At 71.6% G+C, this 21,222-nt stretch carries 21 protein-coding genes; 13 read left to right on the top strand and 8 right to left on the bottom strand.

The genetic code is table 11. From position 1 onward, the window contains the following. A partial coding sequence (locus tag FV230_RS11555; RefSeq protein ID WP_147842497.1) for a di-trans,poly-cis-decaprenylcistransferase occupies positions 1-630 on the top strand: 630 nt, incomplete at its 5' end. Between the two features lie 69 nt (positions 631-699). Next, entirely contained in the window at positions 700-1,230 is a 531-nt protein-coding gene (locus tag FV230_RS11550) for an ankyrin repeat domain-containing protein (RefSeq protein ID WP_147842496.1), read from the top strand. Between the two features lie 4 nt (positions 1,231-1,234). Here the strand turns inward: FV230_RS11550 and FV230_RS11545 are convergent, their stop codons facing one another. Then, positions 1,235-2,401 (bottom strand): transglycosylase SLT domain-containing protein, encoded by a 1,167-nt coding sequence (locus FV230_RS11545; RefSeq protein WP_147842495.1) that lies wholly within the window; start codon positions 2,399-2,401, stop codon positions 1,235-1,237. Positions 2,402-2,715: 314 nt separating this feature from the next. Here FV230_RS11545 and FV230_RS11540 point away from each other — a divergent pair, with 314 nt between their 5' ends. From FV230_RS11540 to FV230_RS11490, 11 genes are all read left to right on the top strand, one after another. Beyond that, positions 2,716-3,909 (top strand): inositol-3-phosphate synthase, encoded by a 1,194-nt coding sequence (locus FV230_RS11540; RefSeq protein WP_147728787.1) that lies wholly within the window; start codon positions 2,716-2,718, stop codon positions 3,907-3,909. After that, positions 3,909-4,841 carry an HD domain-containing protein gene (locus FV230_RS11535; RefSeq protein ID WP_147842494.1) on the top strand — a complete coding sequence of 311 codons (933 nt, stop codon included), beginning with the start codon at positions 3,909-3,911 and terminating at the stop codon, positions 4,839-4,841. The genes FV230_RS11540 and FV230_RS11535 overlap by 1 nt, the downstream gene beginning before the upstream one ends. An 86-nt stretch (positions 4,842-4,927) precedes the next feature. Continuing rightward, entirely contained in the window at positions 4,928-6,112 is a 1,185-nt protein-coding gene (locus FV230_RS11530; RefSeq protein ID WP_147842493.1) for a methyltransferase domain-containing protein, read from the top strand. Beyond that, on the top strand, positions 6,112-7,134 hold the full coding sequence (locus FV230_RS11525) for a Gfo/Idh/MocA family oxidoreductase (protein ID WP_147842492.1): 1,023 nt from the start codon (positions 6,112-6,114) through the stop codon (positions 7,132-7,134). The genes FV230_RS11530 and FV230_RS11525 overlap by 1 nt, the downstream gene beginning before the upstream one ends. Then, entirely contained in the window at positions 7,131-8,720 is a 1,590-nt protein-coding gene (locus FV230_RS11520; RefSeq protein ID WP_147842491.1) for a YcaO-like family protein, read from the top strand. The genes FV230_RS11525 and FV230_RS11520 overlap by 4 nt, the downstream gene beginning before the upstream one ends. Then, a complete protein-coding gene (locus FV230_RS11515) occupies positions 8,717-9,583 on the top strand; it encodes a sugar phosphate isomerase/epimerase family protein (RefSeq protein WP_147842490.1) in 867 nt (288 codons plus the stop codon). The genes FV230_RS11520 and FV230_RS11515 overlap by 4 nt, the downstream gene beginning before the upstream one ends. Beyond that, a complete protein-coding gene (locus FV230_RS11510) occupies positions 9,580-10,815 on the top strand; it encodes a glycosyltransferase family 4 protein (RefSeq protein ID WP_147842489.1) in 1,236 nt (411 codons plus the stop codon). The genes FV230_RS11515 and FV230_RS11510 overlap by 4 nt, the downstream gene beginning before the upstream one ends. 17 nt (positions 10,816-10,832) lie before the next feature. Continuing rightward, positions 10,833-11,591, top strand: a complete 759-nt coding sequence (locus tag FV230_RS11505) for a PIG-L family deacetylase (protein WP_147842488.1) — start codon at positions 10,833-10,835, stop codon at positions 11,589-11,591. Further along, positions 11,578-12,237 carry a uracil-DNA glycosylase gene (locus FV230_RS11500; RefSeq protein WP_147842487.1) on the top strand — a complete coding sequence of 220 codons (660 nt, stop codon included), beginning with the start codon at positions 11,578-11,580 and terminating at the stop codon, positions 12,235-12,237. Before FV230_RS11505 ends, FV230_RS11500 begins: the two co-directional genes overlap by 14 nt. 145 nt (positions 12,238-12,382) lie before the next feature. Then, positions 12,383-13,420, top strand: coding sequence for a lysylphosphatidylglycerol synthase domain-containing protein (locus tag FV230_RS11495; RefSeq protein ID WP_147842486.1), 1,038 nt, complete (start codon positions 12,383-12,385; stop codon positions 13,418-13,420). An 18-nt stretch (positions 13,421-13,438) separates the two neighbouring features. After that, entirely contained in the window at positions 13,439-14,713 is a 1,275-nt protein-coding gene (locus tag FV230_RS11490; RefSeq protein WP_246694830.1) for an ATP-binding protein, read from the top strand. Here the strand turns inward: FV230_RS11490 and FV230_RS11485 are convergent. The 7 genes from FV230_RS11485 to FV230_RS11455 all read right to left on the bottom strand — a co-directional run bounded on the left by FV230_RS11485 (position 14,704) and on the right by FV230_RS11455 (position 21,104). Next, positions 14,704-16,068 carry a sigma-54 dependent transcriptional regulator gene (locus tag FV230_RS11485; RefSeq protein WP_147727057.1) on the bottom strand — a complete coding sequence of 455 codons (1,365 nt, stop codon included), beginning with the start codon at positions 16,066-16,068 and terminating at the stop codon, positions 14,704-14,706. The two genes, FV230_RS11490 and FV230_RS11485, sit on opposite strands and share 10 nt — an antisense overlap. Before the next feature lie 83 nt (positions 16,069-16,151). After that, positions 16,152-16,490, bottom strand: a complete 339-nt coding sequence (fliN, locus tag FV230_RS11480; RefSeq protein WP_147842485.1) for a flagellar motor switch protein FliN — start codon at positions 16,488-16,490, stop codon at positions 16,152-16,154. A 17-nt stretch (positions 16,491-16,507) separates the two neighbouring features. Further along, a complete protein-coding gene (locus FV230_RS11475) occupies positions 16,508-17,119 on the bottom strand; it encodes a FliH/SctL family protein (protein ID WP_147842484.1) in 612 nt (203 codons plus the stop codon). Further along, on the bottom strand, positions 17,116-18,168 hold the full coding sequence (locus tag FV230_RS11470) for a flagellar motor switch protein FliG (protein ID WP_147728882.1): 1,053 nt from the start codon (positions 18,166-18,168) through the stop codon (positions 17,116-17,118). The genes FV230_RS11475 and FV230_RS11470 overlap by 4 nt, the downstream gene beginning before the upstream one ends. A 50-nt stretch (positions 18,169-18,218) precedes the next feature. Further along, positions 18,219-19,835: a flagellar basal-body MS-ring/collar protein FliF gene (fliF, locus tag FV230_RS11465; protein WP_147728883.1), complete on the bottom strand. Its 1,617-nt coding sequence runs from the start codon at positions 19,833-19,835 to the stop codon at positions 18,219-18,221. Between the two features lie 220 nt (positions 19,836-20,055). Beyond that, on the bottom strand, positions 20,056-20,331 hold the full coding sequence (locus tag FV230_RS11460) for a DUF1153 domain-containing protein (RefSeq protein ID WP_147728884.1): 276 nt from the start codon (positions 20,329-20,331) through the stop codon (positions 20,056-20,058). Between the two features lie 92 nt (positions 20,332-20,423). Then, positions 20,424-21,104: a flagellar hook capping FlgD N-terminal domain-containing protein gene (locus FV230_RS11455; RefSeq protein ID WP_147842483.1), complete on the bottom strand. Its 681-nt coding sequence runs from the start codon at positions 21,102-21,104 to the stop codon at positions 20,424-20,426. Positions 21,105-21,222: the final 118 nt, after the last annotated feature.

The raw sequence follows: 21,222 nt of genomic DNA, 5'->3' as shown, positions 1-21,222 counted from the left end.
GCCGGCCAACGCACCGGGGTCGAGGCGATCCGGCGCACCGCCGAGGCCTGCCCCGAGCATGGGATCGGCACGCTGACCCTCTACGCCTTCTCCAGCGACAACTGGCAGCGCCCGGCCGACGAGGTCGGCGGCCTGATGCGGCTGCTGCGCGTCTACCTGCGCAACGAGACGGCGCGGCTCGCCCGCACCGGCACCCGCCTCAGCGTCGTCGGCCGCCGCGACCGTCTGCCGGCCGGGCTGCCCGAGGCGATCGAGCGGGCCGAGGCCGCGACCGCCGCCGGGCGCAAGCTGCACCTGCGCATCGCCGTCGACTATTCCGCCCGCGACGCGATCCTCGCCGCCGCCGCGCGGCTCGCCGGCCAGCCCGCCTCGCGCGAGGCGTTCGGAGCGGAGATCGCCGGCGCGATGCACGGCTCGCCGGTGGACGTCGACCTGCTGATCCGCACCGGCGGCGAGCAGCGCCTCTCCGACTTCATGCTGTGGGAGGCGGCCTATGCCGAGCTCCACTTCACCGAGCGGATGTGGCCCGATTTCGGCGAGGCCGACCTCGCGGCCGCGATGGCCGAATTCACCCGCCGCGACCGCCGCTTCGGCGGCTTGAGCGCACCGAAGGTCTCGGCCGCGGCCTGACCGGACTGGACAGGACGGGGGGTCGGCGCCAGATCGGCGGTGTCGCTCCCCTGGCTCGAAGATCGCTGCATGTCCGCTGACGCGTCCCCGCCCGCCCTCGACGACGAGACCGTCGCCTTCGCCGGTCGTCTGTTCCAGTATGCGCGGATGGGGCATGCCGCCGAGCTGGCGGAGTTGTTCGGGCAGGGGCTTCCGGCCAACATCCGCAACGACAAGGGCGACAGCCTGCTGATGCTGGCGGCCTACAACGGCCAGGCCGAGACCGCCCGCGTCATCCTGGAGGCCGGCGGCGACCCGGAACTTCCCAACGACCGCGGCCAGACCCCGCTCGCCGGCGCCGCCTTCAAGGGCGACGTCGCGATCGCGACGCTGCTCCTCGTCCACGGTGCGGCGGTGGACGGCACCGGCGACGGCAGCCGCACCGCGCTGATGACCGCGGCGATGTTCGACCGCACCGAGATCGTCGACCTGCTGCTCGCCCACGGCGCCGACCCGGACCGCCGCGACGCCGCCGGCCAGTCGGCCGCCGACATGGCGCAGGCGATGGGCGCGCAGAACACGCCGGCTCAGCTCGCGAACGCGAAGCGACCCGGCGCCTGAGCGATCACTCGCCGTCGGGCGGCAGCGCTTCGGTGACCTGGACGCGCTGGGCCGGCGGCTCCGCCGCGGGCTCGGCCGTCTCGACCGCGGCCGCGACGGCGGCGACGCCCTCGTAGCGCGACAGGCGCCGGTCGATCATACCGTCGATCCGGTCGTAGACCTCGGCCACCGTGAGGTGGCGGCGCGCCTTGCCGGCGGCCTTGTCGGCCTTCTGCGTGAACAGCGCCCGGTTGGCCCGCGCCGCGCTGCGGAACTCGCGCTCGGCGACCTCGTCCGGGCGGTCGGCGCTCATCGTCAGGAATCGCCCGGCGCTCGACGTGCCGAGGAAATGCGCGAAGTACAGCTCCGACGTGGTCAGCGCCCGGCCGACGCGCGCCTCGATGCGCCCGCGGTCGCGCTTGATCAGCTCCGCCGCCATCAGCGCGGCGACGTAGGGGTCCTTGCGCAGCGACAGCACCCGGTCGCGCATCGGCGCGGCGACGGTGATCGCGGCGCCGCGGCCCTTCACGGCGGCCGCCTCGGCGTCGAGGCCGTAGCGGGCGCCGAAGTCGCGGATCATCTCGAGCCAGGTGGCGGTGACGAACTGGAACAGGCCCTCGGCCGAGGAGGTCTGCGCCTTCACGTCGGTCGCGAAGCTGGATTCCTTGTCGGCCAGCGCCATCAGGTAGACTGGGTCGACGCCCGCTGCGGCGGCGGCCTTCAGGATCGTGTCGACGATCCGGCGCGGCACGCCGACCTTACCGAAACGGATGGTGTCGTCGGTCTCCGGCGACGGCTGGGGCAGGGCGGCGAGGTCGCCGGCGATCAGCGCGCTGGTGGCCGGTTCCTGCTCGATGACGGGAATGCCGCTCCACTCGGCAGGGTTGTGGGAAGGTCCGGCGCTGGCCAGGTCGATCGCGGCGCGGGGACGCTCGTCGATCCGGTCGTGGGCCGAGGCCGCCGGCGCGAAGGCGGTCTGCGGCACGACGAACCCGGCGAGCAGGGCGGCCAGCCCCAGCGCGGCGCTCCTGCGGCGCAGGGCGGACGAGCGGCGAAATCCGGCCTCGTTCCGCTGCGTCCCGCACACGGCCCGCGGCAGCCAAACCACGGTGTTCACTTCACAATTCGACTCGATAGGCACGAGTCGGCTCACGTCGTCGGCGCAGAGCGCCGGCTCCGGGAAAACCCCCATTGCTGGTCCTTTTCGTGCCGCGGCGTTCATCGGCCGGGCTTCGATCAAGCGGCGGCTCTATCGCCGGATGCCGTGACCACAATGGGACGGCTCGGTGATCCAAGCGTGGCACGCTTAAGGAGCGGTTAACGCTCTCTTTTCACGCATTCTTAACCAGCCGTTCGGGTCCCATTCAGCCCCAGGTTGGCACAAAGATGTCGCATTCAGGCTTGGAACGTTGCACCCGAGCGCCAGTTAGCATGGGCCACGCAGGGCGGTCCGCATCGGCCCGTTCGAAGTCCCTGCGTCCGAAGCGTTTAAGGAATTTTCTCCCCATGAGCATGCAGACCGGTCGTCGCGTCGGCGTTGCGTTCGTCGGCATGGGTGGCGCCGTCGCCACCACAGCCATCGCCGGCATCGAGATGATCAAGTCCGGATCTAACCGCCTCGACGGTCTGCCTCTCGCGGGCGTCGCAGTCGCCGGAATGGCCGACTACAAGGATCTCGTCTTCGCCGGATGGGATCTGAACGGTGACGATCTCGCCTCCGCCGCGCAGGGGCACGGCGTGCTCACCAAGCAGGACATCGAGAACGGTGCCCAGGTGCTGAAGGGCATCCAGCCCTGGCCGGCCGTGGGCAGCGCGAAGTTCTGCAAGAACATCGACGGCGCAAACCGCATCGTCGCCGCCGACCATCGCGAGGCGGTGTCGATCATCGCCGCCGACCTCCGCCGCTTTAAGCAGGAGAGCAACCTCGACGAGGTCGTGGTGGTGAACCTCGCCTCCACCGAGCGCTGGCCCGACCTCACCGCCGCCGTGCTCAACTCGACCGAAGCCTTCGAGAAGGGCCTCGATACCAGCGACGAGCACATCTCGCCGGCGATGCTCTACGCCTATGCGGCGATCAAGAGCGGCGTGCCCTACGCCAACTTCACCCCGAGCATCGCCGCCGACGTGCCGGCGCTGCTGTCGCTCGCCACCGAGATGAACGTTCCGGTGGCCGGCAAGGACGGCAAGACCGGCCAAACCATGATGAAGACGGTTCTCGCACCGGCCTTCAAGGCGCGCGCCCTTCACGTCGACGGCTGGTTCTCGACCAACATCCTCGGCAACCGCGACGGCCTCGCCCTCAACGACCCGGCCTCGCTGCAGTCGAAGATCAACACCAAGGGCACGGTGCTCGACTCGATCCTCGGCTACCCGGTCGAGGATCACCTGGTCCACATCCACTATTACCGCCCGCGCGGCGACGACAAGGAAGCCTGGGACAACATCGACATCACCGGCTTCATGGGCCAGCGCATGCAGGTGAAGGTCAACTTCCTGTGCAAGGACTCGATCCTTGCAGCCCCGCTCGTCATCGAGATCGCCCGCGTCCTCGACCTCGCCAAGAAGCGCGGCGACGGCGGAGTGCAGGAGCAGCTTTCGACCTTCTTCAAGGCGCCGATGGTGAAGAACGGCCACGGTCCCGAGCACGATTTCGGCAAGCAGGGCAAGATGCTGCTCGATTGGCTGGACGGCGACCGCTGATGTCGGACGGCGTTCCGGCGACCGGCGCGTTCGGGCCTGCGGCGCCCGCCGAGCTGCGCGACCTGCTCGTCGAGATGAACGATCTCAAGCGCGTCCGGTCCGCCGGACGCGTTGGCTCCATCGCCGAGCGTCTGTTTGCGCAGGGTTGGAGTGCCCTGACGGGCGGAGCACCCGCCGAGGATGTGGCGCTCGACGTCACCGCGACGGCTCTGGCCGCGACGCGGCTGTGCGATCTCGATGCCGCATTCCTGGCCGCTGCGGGCCTGCCGGACGCGGCCGTGTCGGGCGTCCTCGTCGAGGGGTTCGACAGCGTCACGACGGCACTCGATCCTCACCTGCGCGATGCGCTTCGCGACCGGCTTCGCCATCGTGCCGAGCATCCGCAGGGCACGGTGCCGGGTTTCGTCGCGGCCCTAGCGCAGCAGCCGCGGGCGGGCGTCACCTGTCCCGGGCGTCCCCGCATCTTGCTCGAGCCCCCCGAGAACCATGCCGAGCACTGCCTCGTGGTCGCGGTCTACGGCGTCGTGCTGAGCCCGTTCTACCGGGCCGATCCGGCGACCGTGTTCCTCGCCGCGATGGCGCATCACTTCCACAACGCCGCGATGCCCGATGCTGGCTTCACCGGCGAGATGCTGCTCGGCGACCATCTCGGCCCGATCATGGCGCGGACGACCCAATGGGCGCTCGACGAGCTCGACGGCCCGCTGCGGGGATCGGTCGAGCGGGCTCGCGCGGTGCTGCCGGACGACGCGACGGCGGAAGGCCGGGCGTTCCATGCGGCCGACTGCAGCGACCGCGTGCTGCAGATCGCGCAGCACCTGCGCGCGGCCTCGCTCACCATGGGCACGGTGCTCGACGAGATGGAGCTGGTCCATGCCGGGCCGGTCAAAGGCTTCCACGATCGCGTGCTCGCGGATATGCGCATTCCGTAGAACCGACGTCGCGGCGCTCGTTCCGCGACGGACATACGACGCCATGCCGTTCCTGCCGTGACCGCGCCCGCGGCATCAGAGTTCCGATGATTCCCTTCGACCTGCGGTCGCCCGCGACCGGCCATGCGCTGAAGCCCGACACCGCGCATTCCCTGCGCGATGCCGACGCCGGCGAGCGCTGGCCGGTGGTCGACGGCATCCCCTATCTCCGGGTCGGCCGCGCCGACCTCGTCGCCCGCGTTCTCGCGCATCTCGACGCCGGCGAGGGCGACGCGGCGCTCGCGCTCCTCCTCGCCGATCAGGACGATTGGTGGACCGGCCCGCCGGCCGAGCCGGCCGACCTCTCCGCGCTGATCGCCGGCCGCGCCACGGCGACCCTGCGCGATGCCGTCCGCCTGCTCGGCTGGGGCCGCGTCGGCGATTATTTCCTGCACCGGTGGAGCGACCCGACCTATCTCGCCGGCCTCGCCCTGCTCGAAGCGCACTGGAACGATCCGGTCTGCGTCTTCGAGTTCGCCTGCGGCATCGGCCACTACCTGCGCACCCTGAAGCAGCGCGGCTGCAAGGTCGCGGGCGCCGACGTGGTCTTCGCCAAGCTCTGGGTCGCCCGGCACTGGGTGGTCGGCGCCGGTGCGCAGCTCGTCTGCTTCGATGCCGGCTCGGCGCATTGGCCGATCCCGGGCGCGCCGGTGGACCTCGTCGTCTGCAACGATGCCTTCTACTTCCTCGACGAGAAGGCGACGCTGCTCGACAATTTTCGCCAGAACGCCGGCGACGACGGCTGGCTGGCCCTCAGCCACATCCACAACAGCGACCGCCCCGGCTTCTCGGCCGGCCGCGCCGTCTCGGCCGACGAGATCGCCGAGCTGTTTCCCGACGCCCTCGTCTACGACGACGCCGAGCTGACCCGAGCCCTGGTCGCGGCGCGGGCGCCGAGCCCGCGCGCGCCGTCGGAGCTGCGGGCCTGCGAGGCGTTCTCGGTGGTCGCCGGGCCGGGGATGCGGCCGGCGCCGCGTTCCGTCGTGGACGGGCTGACGCTGCCGAACGCCGGCGCCGACCTCGTCCTCAACCCGCTCTATCGCCGCGACGAGAAGGGCGGGTATGCCATCGCGTGGCCCTCGGAGCGCTACGAGGCCGAGTACGCGCCGCACGTCACCTACCCGCTGCGATCGGACGGTCCCGAAAGGCTGGTCTTTTCCGGCGGCATCGAGGCGGCGGAGATCGGACGCGTGCGCAGCCGGGAATTCATCGATCTCCCGGAGCGCTGGTGATGGATGCCGTCCGCTGGGGCATCGTCGGCTACGGCTGGGTCGCCCGCGACTACATGGCGCCGGGCATCCGCGCCGCCGGGCACCGCCTCGTCGCGGTGTGCGACCCGGGGGCGGCCTCCCGCGCCGCCGCCGAGGCCGAGGGCGCCCGCGCCTACGACAGCCTGGACCGGCTGGTCGCCGACCCGGAGATCGAGGCGGTGTACGTCGCGACGCCCAATCACCTCCACCGGCAGGCGGTCGAGGCGCTGGCGGCGTCGGGCAAGGCGATTCTGTGCGAGAAGCCGATGGCGGCGAGCCTCGGCGACGCCGAGGCGATGGCCGCGGCGGTCGCACGGTCGGGGGCGTTCTACGGCACGGCGTTCGATCAGCGTCATCATCCCGGCCATCGCGCCCTGCGCGACCGGATCGCTGATGGCCGGCTCGGCACGGTGACGGCGATCCGCATCGTCTACGCCTGCTGGCTCGGGCGCGACTGGGCGGCCTGCCCCGGCCAGGACAACTGGCGCATCGATCCGGCGCAGGCCGGCGGCGGCGCCTTGATGGATCTGGCACCGCATGGCCTCGACCTCGTCGACTACCTCCTCGGCGAATCGCTGATGGACATCGCGGCCCTCACGCAGGCGCGGGCCCAGGATTACGCGGTCGACGACGGCGCGCTGCTGATCGGGCGGACCGAGAGCGGGGTGCTGGCGAGTCTCAACGTTGCCTACAACTGCCCCGACGCGCTGCCGCGCCGCCGCCTCGAGATCGTCGGCACCAAGGGCCTGCTCACCGCGATCGACACGATGGGCCAGACCGCCGGCGGCACCGTGACCTTCACCGACGGTGCGACCGGCGCCTCCGAGCCCGTCGCCTTCGACGCCGAGGCGTCGCCCTTCACCGAGCAGGTCCGGGCCTTCGGCTCGGCGCTGCGGCGTCCGGCGGAGCGGGAGGCCTACTCGGCGGCACGCGACCTCCACACCATGCGGCTGATCGCGCGGGCCTACGGCGCGCTCGCCCCAGCAGACGGACCGAACACGTGACCGAGAACGACCAGGACGACCGCGCCCGCGATCCGCGCATCAAGGCGCCGCGGCCCTACAGCTTCGGCGGCCCGCGCCGGATCGAGGGGCTGCCGCAGAACCTGCCGGAGCCGGTGCGCGCCTATCTCGACATCCTTCCGCCGGGCCGGATCGTCGGGTTCCCCCTGGCGCCGCTCGACCGCACCGGCATCCCGGTCTGGTTCGTCTCGCTGTTCCTCGACGATCCATTCTTCGTCGGCGCGATGCCGTCCGGCATCGGCTACGGCGCCACCGACGACGAGGCGCTGATCGGCGCGGTCGCCGAGATCGCCGAGAACCTGATGCCGTCGCTCGCGGTGATGCCGCGCAAGAAGGAGCGCGCGAGCTACCACGACCTCGTCAAGGTCTACGGCGCCGGCTCGGTCGCCGACCCGCTGACCCTCTGCCTGCCGGCCGGCTCCCCGGTGGGGCGCGACACGGTGCTGGAATGGACCGCGGCGACGCGCGCCAGGACCGGTGCGATCGTGCTGATGCCGCTCGACATCGCGGCCACCGATTATTTCGAGCTGTCGGAGGGCTACAAGCCCTTCACCAACCTGATCACCAACGGCCTCGGTGCCGGGCCTGACGTGCCGTTCGCGCTCGGCCACGGCGTCCTCGAGCTGCTGCAGCGCGACGGCAACGGCCTCCTGTTCCGTGCGCTCGACCAGGGCGTGATGCTCGACGTCTCGGAGGGCCTCGGACCCGAGACGCGGGCGATGCTCGACCGCCTCGACGCGCTCGGCATCCGGGCGCTGCCGAAATTCGCCACCGACCAGTTCGGGCTGACCAACCTCTACGTCGTCGGCTACGACAAGGAGCCGGCCGACGCCCCGGTGCCGATCGCGCTCTCGGCCTGCGGCGAGGCCTGCGACCCGGATCGCGAGCGGGCCTTGCGCAAGGCGCTGCTCGAGTTCCAGGCCGCCCGCGTGCGCAAGGCTTTCGGCCACGGGCCGCTCGCCTTCGCCGAGCGGGTGACGCCGCCGGGCTACGTCGGCGCGTTCATCGAGAAGGCGCTGCCGAGCCTCGACCTCGAGGAGAGCCGGGCGCTGAAGGCCATGCTCGAATGGATCGTGCTGCCCCCCGAGGGCCTGCGCGACGTCCTGAAGGACACGGTCTATTCCGAGCGGGCGACCAAGGCGTTCACCGACCTGCCGACGACCCCGGCCGCCGACGGTCACGCGCGCGGCAAGATCGCCTGCGACCGGCTCGACGAGGCCGGGTTCGACATCCTCTACGTCGACTGCTCGCCGGTGGGCGGCGCGGTCGGCGTTGTCAAGGCGATCGTGCCGGGGCTCGAGGTCGAGACCATGAGCTACTACCGCATCGGCGAGCGCAACGCCCGCAAGCTGATCGAGCGCGACCACCCGCTGATCACGTTCGGCACCCCGAGCGAGACCCTGCTGCCGGTTCGCCTGACGCCGGAGGCGATCGAGCGCTTCGGCGGCCAGCCGCTGTTCGACACCGCGCTGGCGGAGTCGATCGTCGGCAGCCACTATCCGCTCTACCGCGAGCCGGAATCGCACCATGCCCCGTTCCGGCTGGAGCAGACGGGGAGGGCCGCGTGACGCTTCGCTTCGCCTACAACACGAACGGTGCGGCCAACCATCGGCTCGACGACGCGATCGACCTGATCAAGGGCGCCGGCTACGACGGCGTCGCCCTGACGCTCGACATCCACCACCTCGACCCCTTCGCGGAGGGCTGGGCGACGGAGGCCGGCCGGGTTGCCAGCCGCCTGGAGAAACTGGAGCTCGGCTCGGTGATCGAGACCGGCGCCCGCTTCCTCCTCGACCCGCGCGCCAAGCACGAGCCGACGCTCGTCACCGCAGACGCCTCGGCCCGCGCGCGCCGCGTCGGCTTCCTCAAGCGTGCGATCGACATCGGCGCGATGCTGCATTCCGAGGCGGTCTCGTTCTGGGCCGGGGTGCCGCGACCGGGCGTCGACCCGGCCGAGGCGCGGGGCTGGCTCGTCGAAGGCTTGACCGAGGTCGTGGCCTACGCCGCCGAGAAGGGGGTGGTGCCGTGCCTCGAGCCCGAGCCGGGCATGCTGATCGAGACGCTGGACGACTTCGCCGCGCTCGAGGTGGGAGGCCTGCGCCTCGCCCTCGATACCGGCCATTGCCTCGTCACCGGCGAGCGCGACCCGGCGGCGGCGGTCCACGAATTCGCCGGACGCATCGGCACGCTGGCGATCGAGGACATGAAGCGCGGGGAGCACATCCACCTGCCCTTCGGCGAGGGCGACATGGACGTGCCCGGCATCCTCGAGGCGCTGGAAGCCATCCGCTACGACAAGCTGATCTGCGTGGAGCTGTCGCGCGAGAGCCATCGCGCCGACGCGATGATCCCGGCCTCGCTCGAATACCTCCGCAGCTGCCGGCGCGACGGGCCGCCCCTTCCGGACGACCAGGAGACCCGGCGGCAATGAGGATCTGCTTCGTCAGCCGGCGCTACTTTCCGGCGATTTCCGGCATGAGCGTCTACGCGCAGAACCTGCTGCGCGAGCTGGTCCAGGCCGGCCACGACGTGACGATGGTCTCGCAGTATCGCGGCGACGCGTTCGGCACCCGCGTCTACGGCGGCGGCCCCCCGCCCGCGGTGCCGGGCGTACGGGTGATCGGCCTCGAGCAGGTCGGCGAGCAGACGAGCGGCGACTTCGAGCGCGACATCGACACGATGGTCGCGACCATCCGCGACGAGCACGCGCGCAAGCCCTTCGACGTCCTGCACGCGCAGTACGGCTACCCGACCGGGTGGGCGGTGCTGCTGGCGTCCAAGGCGCTCGGCGTGCCGAACGTGGTCTCGATCCAGGGCGGCGACGGGCACTGGGTCGGGTCGTGCTGCGAGACCCACCGGGTCGCGATGTGCGAGGTGCTGGCCCATGCCAACGCCCTGCTGATCGGCGGCGCCTCCTTCGTCGACGAGGTCTGCGACCGGCTCGGCTCGGACCCGGCCCGCTTCACCATCGTGCCCGGCGCCGTCGACACCGCGCGGTTCGCCCGCGGCGGCGACGGCCTGCCGGCGCCCCATGACGGACCGGTCCGCCTGTTCTATCACGGCCGCGTCGACCGCCGGAAAGGCGTGCTCGACTTCATCCAGTCCCTGGCGATCCTGCGCGAACGCGGCACGCCGTTCGCCGCCACGATCTCGGGCATCGGCCCCGACGTGGAGTCCTCGCACGCGCTGGCCGCGGAACTCGGGTTCTCGGACGCCGAGATCCGCTTCACCGGCTACGCCGATTACGGCACCGTTCCGAGCCTCTATCGACAGGCCGACGTCTTCGTGTCGCCGACCTACGCGGAAGGCTTCTCCAACACGATCCTGGAGGCGATGGCCGCGGGGCTCGCGGTCGTGTCCTGCCACGCGGTCGGCGTCTCGGACTGCCTGCGCGACGGGGAGAACGGCCTCCTGACGATGCCCGGCGACGTGCCGGCGCTGGCCGAGGCGCTGACGCGGATCGTCACCGACGCGACCTTGCGCCGCCGCCTCGCCGGGGCCGCCCTGGAAGAGTGCCGCCGGGTGTACTCCTGGACGGCGGTCGGCCGGCAGATCATGGCGGTCTACGGCGAGGTCGTGCACGCGGCCCCGGCGACGGACTTCGCGGACACGCTCCCGCACGATCCGGCCTGCCGCTTCCGCGCCGAGCCGCACCTGCTCTAGCCGCAAGCCCTGATCCGATGCCCACCGCGCTCGCCCTGTCTCCCCACCTCGACGATGCCGCCTTCTCCTGCGGCGGCACGCTGGCGACCCTGGCCGCGTCGGGCTGGCGCGTGGTGATGGCGACGGTGTTCACGCAGAGCGTCCCCGGCCCGACCGGGTTCGCGCTCGCCTGCCAGCTGGACAAGGGGCTCGACGCGTCGGTGGACTACATGCGCCTGCGCCGCGCCGAGGACGAGGCGGCGGCCCGCTGCCTCGGGGTCGAGGTGCGTCACCTGCCGTTCCGCGAGGCGCCGCACCGCGGCTACGGCTCGGCGCCGGACCTCTTCGCCGAGCCCCATGCCGACGACGGCATCGTCGAGCACCTGGTCCCCGCCTTCCGGGCGCTGCTCAACGACATCGCACCGGACCTGATCCTCGCGCCGCAGGCGATCGGCGGCCATGTCGACCACCTGCAGGTGGTCGCGGCCTTCCGAAGGATCGGGTCGCGGCAGCCGGTGCTGTGGTGGCGGGATTTCCCCTATACCGTGCGCGACACCGTGCCGAAGGCGCCGCTCGCCGCCTCCTTCGCCGGCCTGCCGGTCCGCCAGGTCGACCTCGATCGGGCCGCGCAGGAGGCGAAGGCCGAGGCCTGCGCCGCCTACGCGACGCAGCTCGGCTTCCAGTTCGGCGGACGCGCGGCGCTGATGGACTGTCTCGGCGCCGAGGGCGGGCGCGAACGCGTCTCGGTCGCGGGCATCCTGCCCGACGGCTGTCCCGGTTTCGATGCGGCCGCCTGAGCCCGGCACGCCGAAGAGCCTGGCCGACCCGGAGGTTCTGGCGGCGCGACGGGCGATCCGCGATGCCGGCCACGTCGCGCCGCTCCGCGCGATGGCAGCCCAGATCGCCCGAGAGTTCGACGCCCCCGTTCCCGACCCGGATCCCCTCGACGGCGGCATCCACGCACGCCTGCTGCTCCTGCTGGAGACGCCCGGACCGGCGATCGTCCGCACCGGCTTCGTCTCGCGCGACAACCCCACCGGCACCGCGGCCAACCTGGTCCGCTTCCTCGCGGAGGCGGGGATCGCGCGGGCCGACACGCTGATCTGGAACGCGATCCCGTTCGTGATCCATGCCGAGGGCGCCCTGAACCGGGCGCCGCGCCGCTCCGAGATCCGTGCCGCGGCGCCCTGCCTCGCCCCGCTGCTCGCACTCCTGCCCGACCTCGCCGTCGTCGTCCTGTCCGGCCGCGTCGCCGGCATGGCGCGTGAGACCATCGCCGTGCTGAGGCCGGGTCTTCCGGTGGTCGCGATCCCGCATCCGAGCCCGACCTACGTCTGCACAGCGCCGGACGTGGCCGCGCGCATCCGCGCCGGGTTGGGCGAGGCCGGCGTCATCCTGCGGACATGCGGCACGGCGAGAACCGGCTTTTCCGTGCCCGATTGAGAACGAGCCGGTGCGGTCGCTGGCCTTGGAGCGCCGATGGTTCTACATGCGGGGCAACGGGCAACGGCCCGAAACATCCGGCATCGAACCCGCGGCCCGCTCGCCGGCCGGGCGGGATATCCGGCGGAGGCGGACGCCGATCGGAATGAACGTCCACGATCAGCATCGCGGAACGCGCGATCATGCCGAGACGGCCGCGCCAGACGCGCCGATCCCGGCCGACGGCACGGCGGGCAAGGGCCGGCGCAGCCGCTACGCCTGGCTCGGCACCGCGGCGAGCATCATCCTGTTCGCCGTCTCGCTCGGCGTCCTGTGGAAGCTGGTCCAGACCGTCACCTGGGCGGATCTGCGCAAGGCGTTCGTCGAGGCCAGCTCCGACCAGCTCGGCCTCGCCTTCCTGTTCGTCTTCGTCAGCTACCTCTTCCTCACCGGCTACGACGCACTCGCCCTGCGACAGCTGCGGATCAAGGTGCCCTACCGGATCACCGCGCTCGCCTCGTTCACGAGCTACGCGGTGAGCTTCACGCTCGGCTTCCCGCTGCTGACCGCCGGCACGATCCGTTACTGGATCTATGCGCGCCAGGGCCTCACCGCGGCGAAGATCGCCGCGCTCACGGTCATCGCCGGCTTCACCTTCTGGCTCGGCATGGGCGTGGTGCTGGGCTTGAGCCTGATCATCGAGGCGAGCCAGCTCGCGGGCCTCGCCTTCACGTCGATCCGGATCAACCAGGGCGTCGGGCTGTTCGCGCTGGCCCTGGTGCTCGGCTATCTCGGCTGGGTCTCGGCCAAGCGCCGGCACGTCACCATCCGGCAATGGCGCCTGGAGCTGCCGGGCGCCTCCGTCTCCCTGGGGCAGATGGTGGTCGGCATCGGCGACGTCTGCGCGGCGGCCGCCGTGCTGTACGTGCTGATGCCGGCGGGCCTCTCCATCGGCTTCACCACCTTCCTGGCGATCTACGTCCTCGCGGCGATGCTCGGCATCGCCTCGAACGCGCCCGGCGGGCTCGGCGTGTTCGAGGCGACGATCCTGCTGGCGCTGTCGAGCCTGCCGCGGGAGCAGGTGCTGGGCTCTCTGCTGCTGTTCCGGATCTGCTACTACGTCGTGCCCTTCGTCACCGCGCTGGCGATGCTCGGCGCCTACGAGATCGTGAAGCGGGCGGGCCGCGCGCGCGGAGAGCCGTGAGCCTCGGCGGCCGCGAGCATGCCTGAGGCCGCCACGAGCCGGACGGCCTGGACCAGCGCGGCGACGGCGGTCTCGCTCGTCGGTCTCTTCGCGTACCACCGCGGCCTCCTCGACGGGCCGATGATCGCGGCGGGGCTCGCGGCGATCTGCGTCGGCGGCTTCCTCGCCACCCGCGGGCGCGACGCGATCGCCGCCGCACCGAGCCTGCGCCAGACCGATCGCCACGCGGTCGCCGAGGCGCTGCTCGCCAACATCCCCGACCCGGTGATCCTCATCGACCGCCGCGCGGTGGTGATTGAGGCGAACCCGGCGGCGCGGGCCCTGCTGCCGGCCTTGCGCCTGCGCCACCCCCTCTCCTTCGCCCTGCGCGCGCCGGACGTGCTCGACGCGGTGGAGGCGGTGCTGCGGACCGGCGCGCCCGCGAAGACCACCTACGCCGTCCGCGTGCCGACCGAGCGCGCCTTCGAGGTCCAGATCGGCGCGCTGCCGATGCCGGAGGGCGGCCAGCCGAACGTGGTGCTGTTCCTGCGCGACCTCACCGCCGCGCGGCGCCTCGAGGCGATGCGGGTCGATTTCGTCGCCAATGCCAGCCACGAGCTGCGCACGCCGCTGGCCTCGCTCCTCGGCTTCATCGAGACGCTGCAGGGCCCGGCCCGTGCCGACGCGCCGGCCCGCGAGCGCTTCCTCGGCATCATGCACAGCCAGGCGCAGCGGATGACCCGGCTGATCGACGACCTGCTCTCGCTCTCGCGGATCGAGCTGCGCGAGCACGTGGCGCCGACCCAGGTGGTCGACCTCGGCACGATCGCCCGCCAGATGGTCGATGCGCAAGGGGCGCTCGCGGCGGCCCGCGGCGTCGCGGTCGTCCTGGAAGCGGGGGAGGGCGCGTATCCGGTGCTCGGCGAGCCGGACGAGCTGCTGCGCGTCGTCGAGAACCTGATCGAGAACGCGGTGAAGTACGGCGGCCGCAGCGTCGTCGTCGGCCTGGCGCGGACGCGCGACGCGCTGCTCGGCAGCCGCATCGTGCTGAGCGTGCGCGACGACGGGCCGGGCATCGCCCCCGAGCACCTGCCGCGCCTGACCGAGCGCTTCTACCGCATCGACGTGGCGTCGAGCCGCCAGAAGGGCGGCACCGGGCTCGGCCTCGCCATCGTCAAGCACAGCCTCAACCGCCACCGGGGCCGCCTCGCCTTCGAGAGCGAGGTCGGTGCCGGCACGGTGGTGCGCGTGACGCTTCCCGAGCACCGCCCCCGCGCCTCGGCGGAGCCGACGGCGGAGGCCGATCAGCCGTAGGCGGCGATCGCCCGGGCGGAGCCGGGCTCGGCCACCTCGAGCCCCGAGCCGACATACTCGTTGAGCTTGTTGCGCAGCGTCCGGATCGAGATGCCGAGGATCTTGGCCGCATGGGTGCGGTTGCCAAGGCAATGGTCGAGGGTGTCGAGGATCAGGTCGCATTCGACCTGCGCCACGGTGCGGCCGACGAGCCCGCGGGTCGCGGCTTCCGCCACCTGGGCCGCGCGCGTCGCGGCACCGACCGGCGCGGCGATCGAGTCGCCCTCCGGCGTCAGGATCGCGTCGGCGCCGATCTCAGGGCCGGAGGCGAGCAGCACCGCCCGGTGCAGGGTGTTCTCGAGCTCGCGCACGTTGCCGCGCCACGGGTTCTTCAGCACCATCTCCTGCGCCGCCCGCCCGAGCGGCCGCACCGGCACGCCGTTCACCTCGGCATACTTCTTGGCGAAGTGCGCGGCGAGCTCGAGGATGTCGGCCGGGCGCTCGCGCAGGGGCGGCAGGCGCAGGTGGACGACGTTGAGGCGGTAGAACAGGTCCTCGCGGAACGTGCCCTTGCGGACCTCCTCGGCGAGGTTGCGGTTCGAGGTGGCGAGCACGCGGATATCGACCTTGACCGGGGCCGAGCCGCCGACGCGGTCGATCACCCGCTCCTGCAGCGCCCGCAGCAGCTTGGATTGCAGGCGGACGTCCATCTCCGAAATCTCGTCCAGCAGCAGCGTGCCGCCGTTGGCCTCCTCGAAGCGGCCGATGCGCCGGGCGACCGCGCCGGTGAAGGCGCCCTTCTCGTGGCCGAACAGCTCGGATTCGAGCAGGGCCTCGGGGATCGCGGCGCAGTTGACCGAGACGAACGGCTTGTTGCCGCGTGCCGACTTCTGGTGGACGTGGCGGGCGAGCACCTCCTTGCCGGTGCCGCTCTCGCCGGTGATCAGCACCGAGGCCTCCGAGCGGGCGATCTGCTCGGCCAGGCGCACCACCTTCTCCATCGAGGCGTCGCGCCAGACGAAGGCGCGTCCGTCCGCCGAGACCGCCTCGAGCACGGCGGCGATCAGGTCCGGGTCCGGGGGGAGGGGGATGTACTCCTTGGCGCCCGCCTGGATCGCGGCGACGGCGGCCTTCGCGTCGGTGGTGACGCCGCAGGCGACGACCGGGGTGCGGATGCGCTCCTCGCTCAGCGCCGCGACGAGGTCGCGGATCGAGAGCCCGACATCGATCATGATGAGGTCGGCGCCCTTGGCGCGCAGGACGTTCAGCCCCTGCGCGACGCCGTCGGCCTGGGTCACCGCCGCCCCGCGGTTCATCGCGATCTTCGAGGCGGTGATCAGCTCGCCGTTGAGCCGTCCGATGATCAAGAGCCGCATCGCGGTGTCTCCGTTCTAACTGTGTCGGCGCCGCGGACCGCCCCGTCGTGCACGGCGGAGCGCGGGGCCCGGGTCTCAAGAGGTCAGCGGTCGCCCTTGACGATCTCGGTCATCGTCACCCCGAGGCGATCCTCGACCAGGACGACCTCGCCGCGGGCGACGAGGCGGTTGTTGACGAAGATGTCGACCGCCTCGCCGACCTTGCGGTCGAGCTCCAGCACCGCCCCGGGGGCGAGGCGGAGCAGGTCGCCGATCGGCATCCGCACGGCACCGAGCACCGCCGACACCATCACCGGCACGTCGAAGAGCTGCTCGAGGTCGGAGGCGCTCTTGGGCGTCGTCGGCACGTCGCGGATCGAATCCTCGCCCGCGAAGGCCGGATCCTGTTCGCCGAGCTGCGGCAGGCTGAAATCGTCGGACATCGGGCTCTTTCGATCTCTCAGGGTTCGACGGTGGTGCCGAGGGCATCGAGGACCGCGGCCTCGATGCGGGCGCGCTCGCGCACGATCCCGCCGTCGGCCCACTCGATGCGGGCGTCGCCCGACGCCATGTCGGGATCGCCCAGCACGACGAGGCGGCCCTCGTAGCCGCGCTCGCGCGCCAGCCGCTTCATCAGCCCCTCGGCCTCCTCGACGAGGCCGTCATGGACGCGCACGACAAGGTGCGGCACGCCGCGCAGGTGCTGGAGGGCGGCACGCGCCGCCTCGCCGATCGCGGCGAGCGGCCGGGCGTCGAGGGCGTCGCCCGCGATCTTGCGGGCGAGCAGCACCGCCACCTCGACCGCCTGGTCCTCGCGCGCCACGTCGCGGGCGTCGGCCTGCGCGATCAGCCCGGCGGCGGCGAGCGACAGGCGGGTCATCGCATCGGACAGCCGCGCCTGCACCTGGGCCTCGGCCTGGGCGCGGCCCTCCTGCACGCCGCGGGCGTGGGCGTGGGCGGCGGCCTCGTCGGCGGCCTCGGCCGCGCGCACGCTCTCGCGGCTCGGCTGCGGCCGGCGGAAGTCGGTCTCGAACAGGAACGGCGTCTTGGCCGGAGCGGGCTTGGCGTTCAATAGACCAGCTCCTCCTCGGCGCTGTTCTTGGCGATCATGATCTCGCCCTTGTCGGCGAGGTCCTTGGCGAGCTCGGTCATCTTGGCCTGGGCCTCGTCCACCTCCTTGAGGCGGATCGGGCCGATCGAGCCCATCTCGTCGGTGAGGTTCTTGGCGGCGCGGGTCGACATCTGCGCCAGGAAGAAGCCGCGCACGCGCTCGTCGGCGCCCTTCAGCGCCCGGCACAAGGTCTCGTTGTCGACCGAGCGCATCAGCGTCTGCACGCTGCCGGGATCGAGCTTGAGCAGGTCCTCGAAGGTGAACATCAGCTCGCGGATGCGCTTGGCCGAGCCGCGGTTGCCCTGGTCGAGGGCGGCCAGGAACCGGCCCTCGGTCTGGCGGTCGAAGGCGTTGAAGACGTCGGCCATCATCTCGTGCGCGTCGCGGCGGGCGGATTGCGCGATGGTGGCGACGAACTCGACGCGCAACGTCTCCTCGATGTGGCGGAGCGCCTCCTTCTGCACGGTCTCCATCCGCAGCATCCGGTTGAGCACGTCGATGGCGAATTCCTCCGGCAGCAGGGTGAGCACCTTGGCCGCGTAGTCGGAGCGCACCTTCGACAGCACCACGGCGACGGTCTGCGGGTACTCGTTGCGCAGGAAGGCGGCGAGGATCTCGGGATCGACCTGGGCGATCGAGGCCCAGACCCGCTTGCCCGAGGCGCCCTTGATCTCGGCCATGATCATCGAGACCTGCTCGGTGGGGAAGATCTTCAGCAGCAGCGACTCCGTGCGCTCGAAGTTCGAGGTGATGCCCCCGCCGGTCGACAGCCGCGAGACGAAGTCGATGATCAGCTTCTCGACCGTCTCGGCTTCCAGCGATCCGAGCTGGACCATCGCGTGCGAGACCGTCTTGATCTCGTCCTCCTCCAGGCGCTGCCAGATCGGCGCCCCCTCGGCCTCGCCGAGGAGCAGCAGCAGCGCGGCGGCACGTTGCGGCCCCGGCATCGACGCGAACGCCGATCCCCCGAGGTCCTGCAAGCTCTCACCCAGTCCCGCACCCGCCGCCATCGTCCCGTCCCCTCCTCAAAGCCACTCGGTCGTCGTTCGCATCGTGCCGGCTACGGCGTTTCCTGGATCCAGTTGCGCAGGACCTCGACCGTCTCGGACGGGCTGGCGCGGACCATGTCGACCACCCGCTGCACGGTGTCGGCCTGGATCTGCCCGTTGATCTTGGCGAATTCCATCAGCCGGGCGGTCTGGTTCTCCCGCGGCACCAGGATCGTGCCGCCGGCTTCGATGTCCACCCCGCCCGCCGCGCCCGCCGCACCGAGCAGCGGCGTCGCCGCCGGGTCGGAGGCGAGCACGCGGCGCAGCAGCGGACGCACGACGACGAGCAGCACGATCAGGGTGAGCAAGGCGAGCACGCCGAGCTCGACGAACCGCATCACGTCTTCCTTGGTCGGGCTGAGCAGCGACTGGATCAGCGTCGGCTCGACGAAGTCGGCCGGGGTCGGCGCCTCGGCGAAGCGCAGGTTCACCACTTCGATCTGGTCGCCGCGCGCCTTGTCGAAGCCGACGGTGCTGCGCACCAGGGCCGCGATCCGCTCGATCTCGGCCGCCGGCCGGGGCTGGTAGGCGACCTTGCCGTCGGGGCCGGGCGCGTAGGCGCCGTCGACCAATACCGCCACCGAGAGGCGCTTCACCCGGCCGCCCTCGACCACCTCGGTCCGCGTGACCTTGGAGATCTCGTAGTTCGTGGTCTCCTCGTTCTTGTTCGAGGAATCCTTCGGCGCGGGCGCCTTGTCTTGGGCCGCGCCGGGCAGCTCGTTGCCGACGCTGACCGAGCCCTCGTTGTTGGCGGTCTGCGAGGCCTCGGTGCGGGTCTGGCTCGAGCGTACCACGCGGCTCTCGGGGTCGAAGGTCTCCGAGCGGCTCTCGACGCGGTTCATGTCGAGCTCGGCCGAGACCTGGACGCGGGCACGGCCCGGCCCGACGATGCCGGCGACGATCTCCTCGATCTGCGAGCGCAAGCGGCGCTCGAGTCCGGTCTGCTTCTCCTCGAAGGCGCCGGCCTCGCCCTGCTCGCCGCGGGCGCCGTCGGCCAGGAGCCGGCCGCGCTCGTCGACGATCGAGACGCGCTCGGGCTTCAGGCCCTCGACCGCGGAGGCGGCCAGGTGCCGGATCGCGCGGACCTGGCCGGCATCGAGGTCGCCCATCAGCTTCAGGACGATGGCGGCGCTCGGCAGCTCGCGGTCGCGCTCGAACAGGCGGCGCTCGGGCAGGACGAGGTGGACGCGGGCGGCCTGGACCCGGCCGATCGCCCGGATCGAGCGCGACAGCTCGCCTTCGAGCGCGCGCAGGTGGTTCACGTTCTGGACGAAGTTGGTCGACGAGAACGCGTCGCCCTTGTCGAAGATCTCGTAGCCGACGCCGGCCTGGCTCGGCAGGCCCTTGCCGGCGAGGTCCATGCGCAGGCGGGGCAGGTCGGCGCGCGGCGCCATCACGGTCTGGCCGGTGTCGCCCCGGGTCTCGTAGCGGATGCCGCGGGCATCGAGGTCGCGCACCACGGCGGCCGCATCCTGGGCCGACAGGTCGGCGAACAGCACGCCCATGTCGGGGCGCGAGACCCGCAGGATCACGAAGGCGAAGAAGCCGATGAGGGTCAGCGTCACCGCCGCCATCGCGGCGAGGCGCGCCGGTCCGAGCTTGGTGACGAGATCGAGAACCGGCTTCACGGCTGTTACGCGCCCACCCCAGGCGGGCGCCGCGATCGGCCCCGCCCGGCAGAATTTGCCCAGGCCGTGGTTAGCGGGCGGTTAACGAATGGCCGCCGCCCCTCCATCGCCGAGGCCCTCCAAGCAGCGAAGCCGCATCCGCGGGAGGCGGATGCGGCTTCGCGTGAAACCGGCGGCGACCGCGCGGGCTGCACCGCGCCGGCCGGGGCACGGGGTCGAGTCAGTGGCGGTAATGCTGGATGCGCGTGGTGCGCAGGCCGGCAAGGCCGTGCTGGTCGATCGAGAACTGCCAGCTCAGGAACTCCTCGGTGGTGAGGGTGTAGCGCTGGCAAGCCTCTTCCAGGCTCAGGAGACCGCCGCGGACGGCGGCCACCACTTCGGCCTTCCGGCGGATCACCCATCGACGGGTGCTCGTGGGCGGCAGGTCGGCGATCGTCAGGGGACTTCCATCGGGCCCGATCACGTATTTCACTCTCGGGCGGTGCGGTTCGGTCATGATACGCTCTACAACTCGACTGACCTGTCGAGCCATCAACCTACTTGCGCGGGCTTAAAACATGTTGAAGCGGATCACTCGGAAGTGATTCGTTATCCCGAGGTTGTGGACAACCCGATCCCGGTGACGCTGGAGAGCGGCACGCGCGAGGTGCCGATGACCAGGACCGGGTTGGCCCCGCTGAGGTCGACCTCGTCCACGGTGCCGGTCGTCTCGGTCGCGACCGAGACGGCGGCGCCGGTCGCATCGGTGGCCGAGATCTTGATCGAGTAGGTGCCCGCCGCCGAGGCGAGCCCGGACGAGTTCTTGCCGTTCCACGAGAAGGTCTGGGGGCCGGCGGCGAGCGACGTCGTCTGGGTGCCGACGACGTTGCCGTTGGAATCGGAGATCGTCACCACCGCCTTGGTCGCCGCGCGCGCCGGCGTCAGGCTCCAGGTCGCGGAGCCGTCCTTGAGGTCGGCCGTGGTGCCGTCGGTGGTGATGGTCTTACCGATGTAGCTCGTGGCCGAGGCCGAGCTCGCCGCCTTGCTGCTCGCCAGGATGCTGTCGAGGCGGTCGTTGCCCTTGAGCTGCTGCTCCACCTGCGCGAACTGCACCAGCTGCTGCGTGAACTGGTTGGTGTCCATCGGGTCGAGCGGGTTCTGGTTCTTGAGCTGCGTCGTCAGCAGGGTCAGGAACTGCGTGAAGTTGCTCGCCAGCGTCGCGCTGTCGGCGGTCTTGCCCGTGCTGCTCGAAGAGGCCGCACTGGTCAGGCTGGAAATGCCGCTGGTCATCGTGGGGGCCTCCTCAGATTCGGATGTCGAGGCCGCTCAGGCCCCGGAGCGCGCGCGTCGGCGCGATCTCCGCGACGGCGGCCTCGGAAGGGGTGCCGGGCGGGGCGCTGCCGCGCCC

It is taken from the genome of Methylobacterium sp. WL6 (genome assembly GCF_008040095.1).
In the GTDB taxonomy this organism is placed as follows: Bacteria; Pseudomonadota; Alphaproteobacteria; order Rhizobiales; family Beijerinckiaceae; genus Methylobacterium.
This window is presented reverse-complemented; position numbering and strand designations above follow the sequence as displayed.

What these genes read in the sequence shown, in the direction of transcription:
- FV230_RS11550 (WP_147842496.1), top strand. Translation starts at nt 700, where the DNA reads ATGTCCGCTGACGCGTCCCCGCCCGCCCTCGACGACGAGACCGTCGCC.
- FV230_RS11545 (WP_147842495.1), bottom strand. Translation starts at nt 2,401, where the DNA reads ATGGGGGTTTTCCCGGAGCCGGCGCTCTGCGCCGACGACGTGAGCCGA.
- FV230_RS11540 (WP_147728787.1), top strand. Translation starts at nt 2,716, where the DNA reads ATGAGCATGCAGACCGGTCGTCGCGTCGGCGTTGCGTTCGTCGGCATG.
- FV230_RS11535 (WP_147842494.1), top strand. Translation starts at nt 3,909, where the DNA reads ATGTCGGACGGCGTTCCGGCGACCGGCGCGTTCGGGCCTGCGGCGCCC.
- FV230_RS11530 (WP_147842493.1), top strand. Translation starts at nt 4,928, where the DNA reads ATGATTCCCTTCGACCTGCGGTCGCCCGCGACCGGCCATGCGCTGAAG.
- FV230_RS11525 (WP_147842492.1), top strand. Translation starts at nt 6,112, where the DNA reads ATGGATGCCGTCCGCTGGGGCATCGTCGGCTACGGCTGGGTCGCCCGC.
- FV230_RS11510 (WP_147842489.1), top strand. Translation starts at nt 9,580, where the DNA reads ATGAGGATCTGCTTCGTCAGCCGGCGCTACTTTCCGGCGATTTCCGGC.
- FV230_RS11505 (WP_147842488.1), top strand. Translation starts at nt 10,833, where the DNA reads ATGCCCACCGCGCTCGCCCTGTCTCCCCACCTCGACGATGCCGCCTTC.
- FV230_RS11500 (WP_147842487.1), top strand. Translation starts at nt 11,578, where the DNA reads ATGCGGCCGCCTGAGCCCGGCACGCCGAAGAGCCTGGCCGACCCGGAG.
- FV230_RS11495 (WP_147842486.1), top strand. Translation starts at nt 12,383, where the DNA reads ATGAACGTCCACGATCAGCATCGCGGAACGCGCGATCATGCCGAGACG.
- FV230_RS11490 (WP_246694830.1), top strand. Translation starts at nt 13,439, where the DNA reads ATGCCTGAGGCCGCCACGAGCCGGACGGCCTGGACCAGCGCGGCGACG.
- FV230_RS11485 (WP_147727057.1), bottom strand. Translation starts at nt 16,068, where the DNA reads ATGCGGCTCTTGATCATCGGACGGCTCAACGGCGAGCTGATCACCGCC.
- fliN (WP_147842485.1), bottom strand. Translation starts at nt 16,490, where the DNA reads ATGTCCGACGATTTCAGCCTGCCGCAGCTCGGCGAACAGGATCCGGCC.
- FV230_RS11470 (WP_147728882.1), bottom strand. Translation starts at nt 18,168, where the DNA reads ATGGCGGCGGGTGCGGGACTGGGTGAGAGCTTGCAGGACCTCGGGGGA.
- FV230_RS11460 (WP_147728884.1), bottom strand. Translation starts at nt 20,331, where the DNA reads ATGACCGAACCGCACCGCCCGAGAGTGAAATACGTGATCGGGCCCGAT.
- FV230_RS11455 (WP_147842483.1), bottom strand. Translation starts at nt 21,104, where the DNA reads ATGACCAGCGGCATTTCCAGCCTGACCAGTGCGGCCTCTTCGAGCAGC.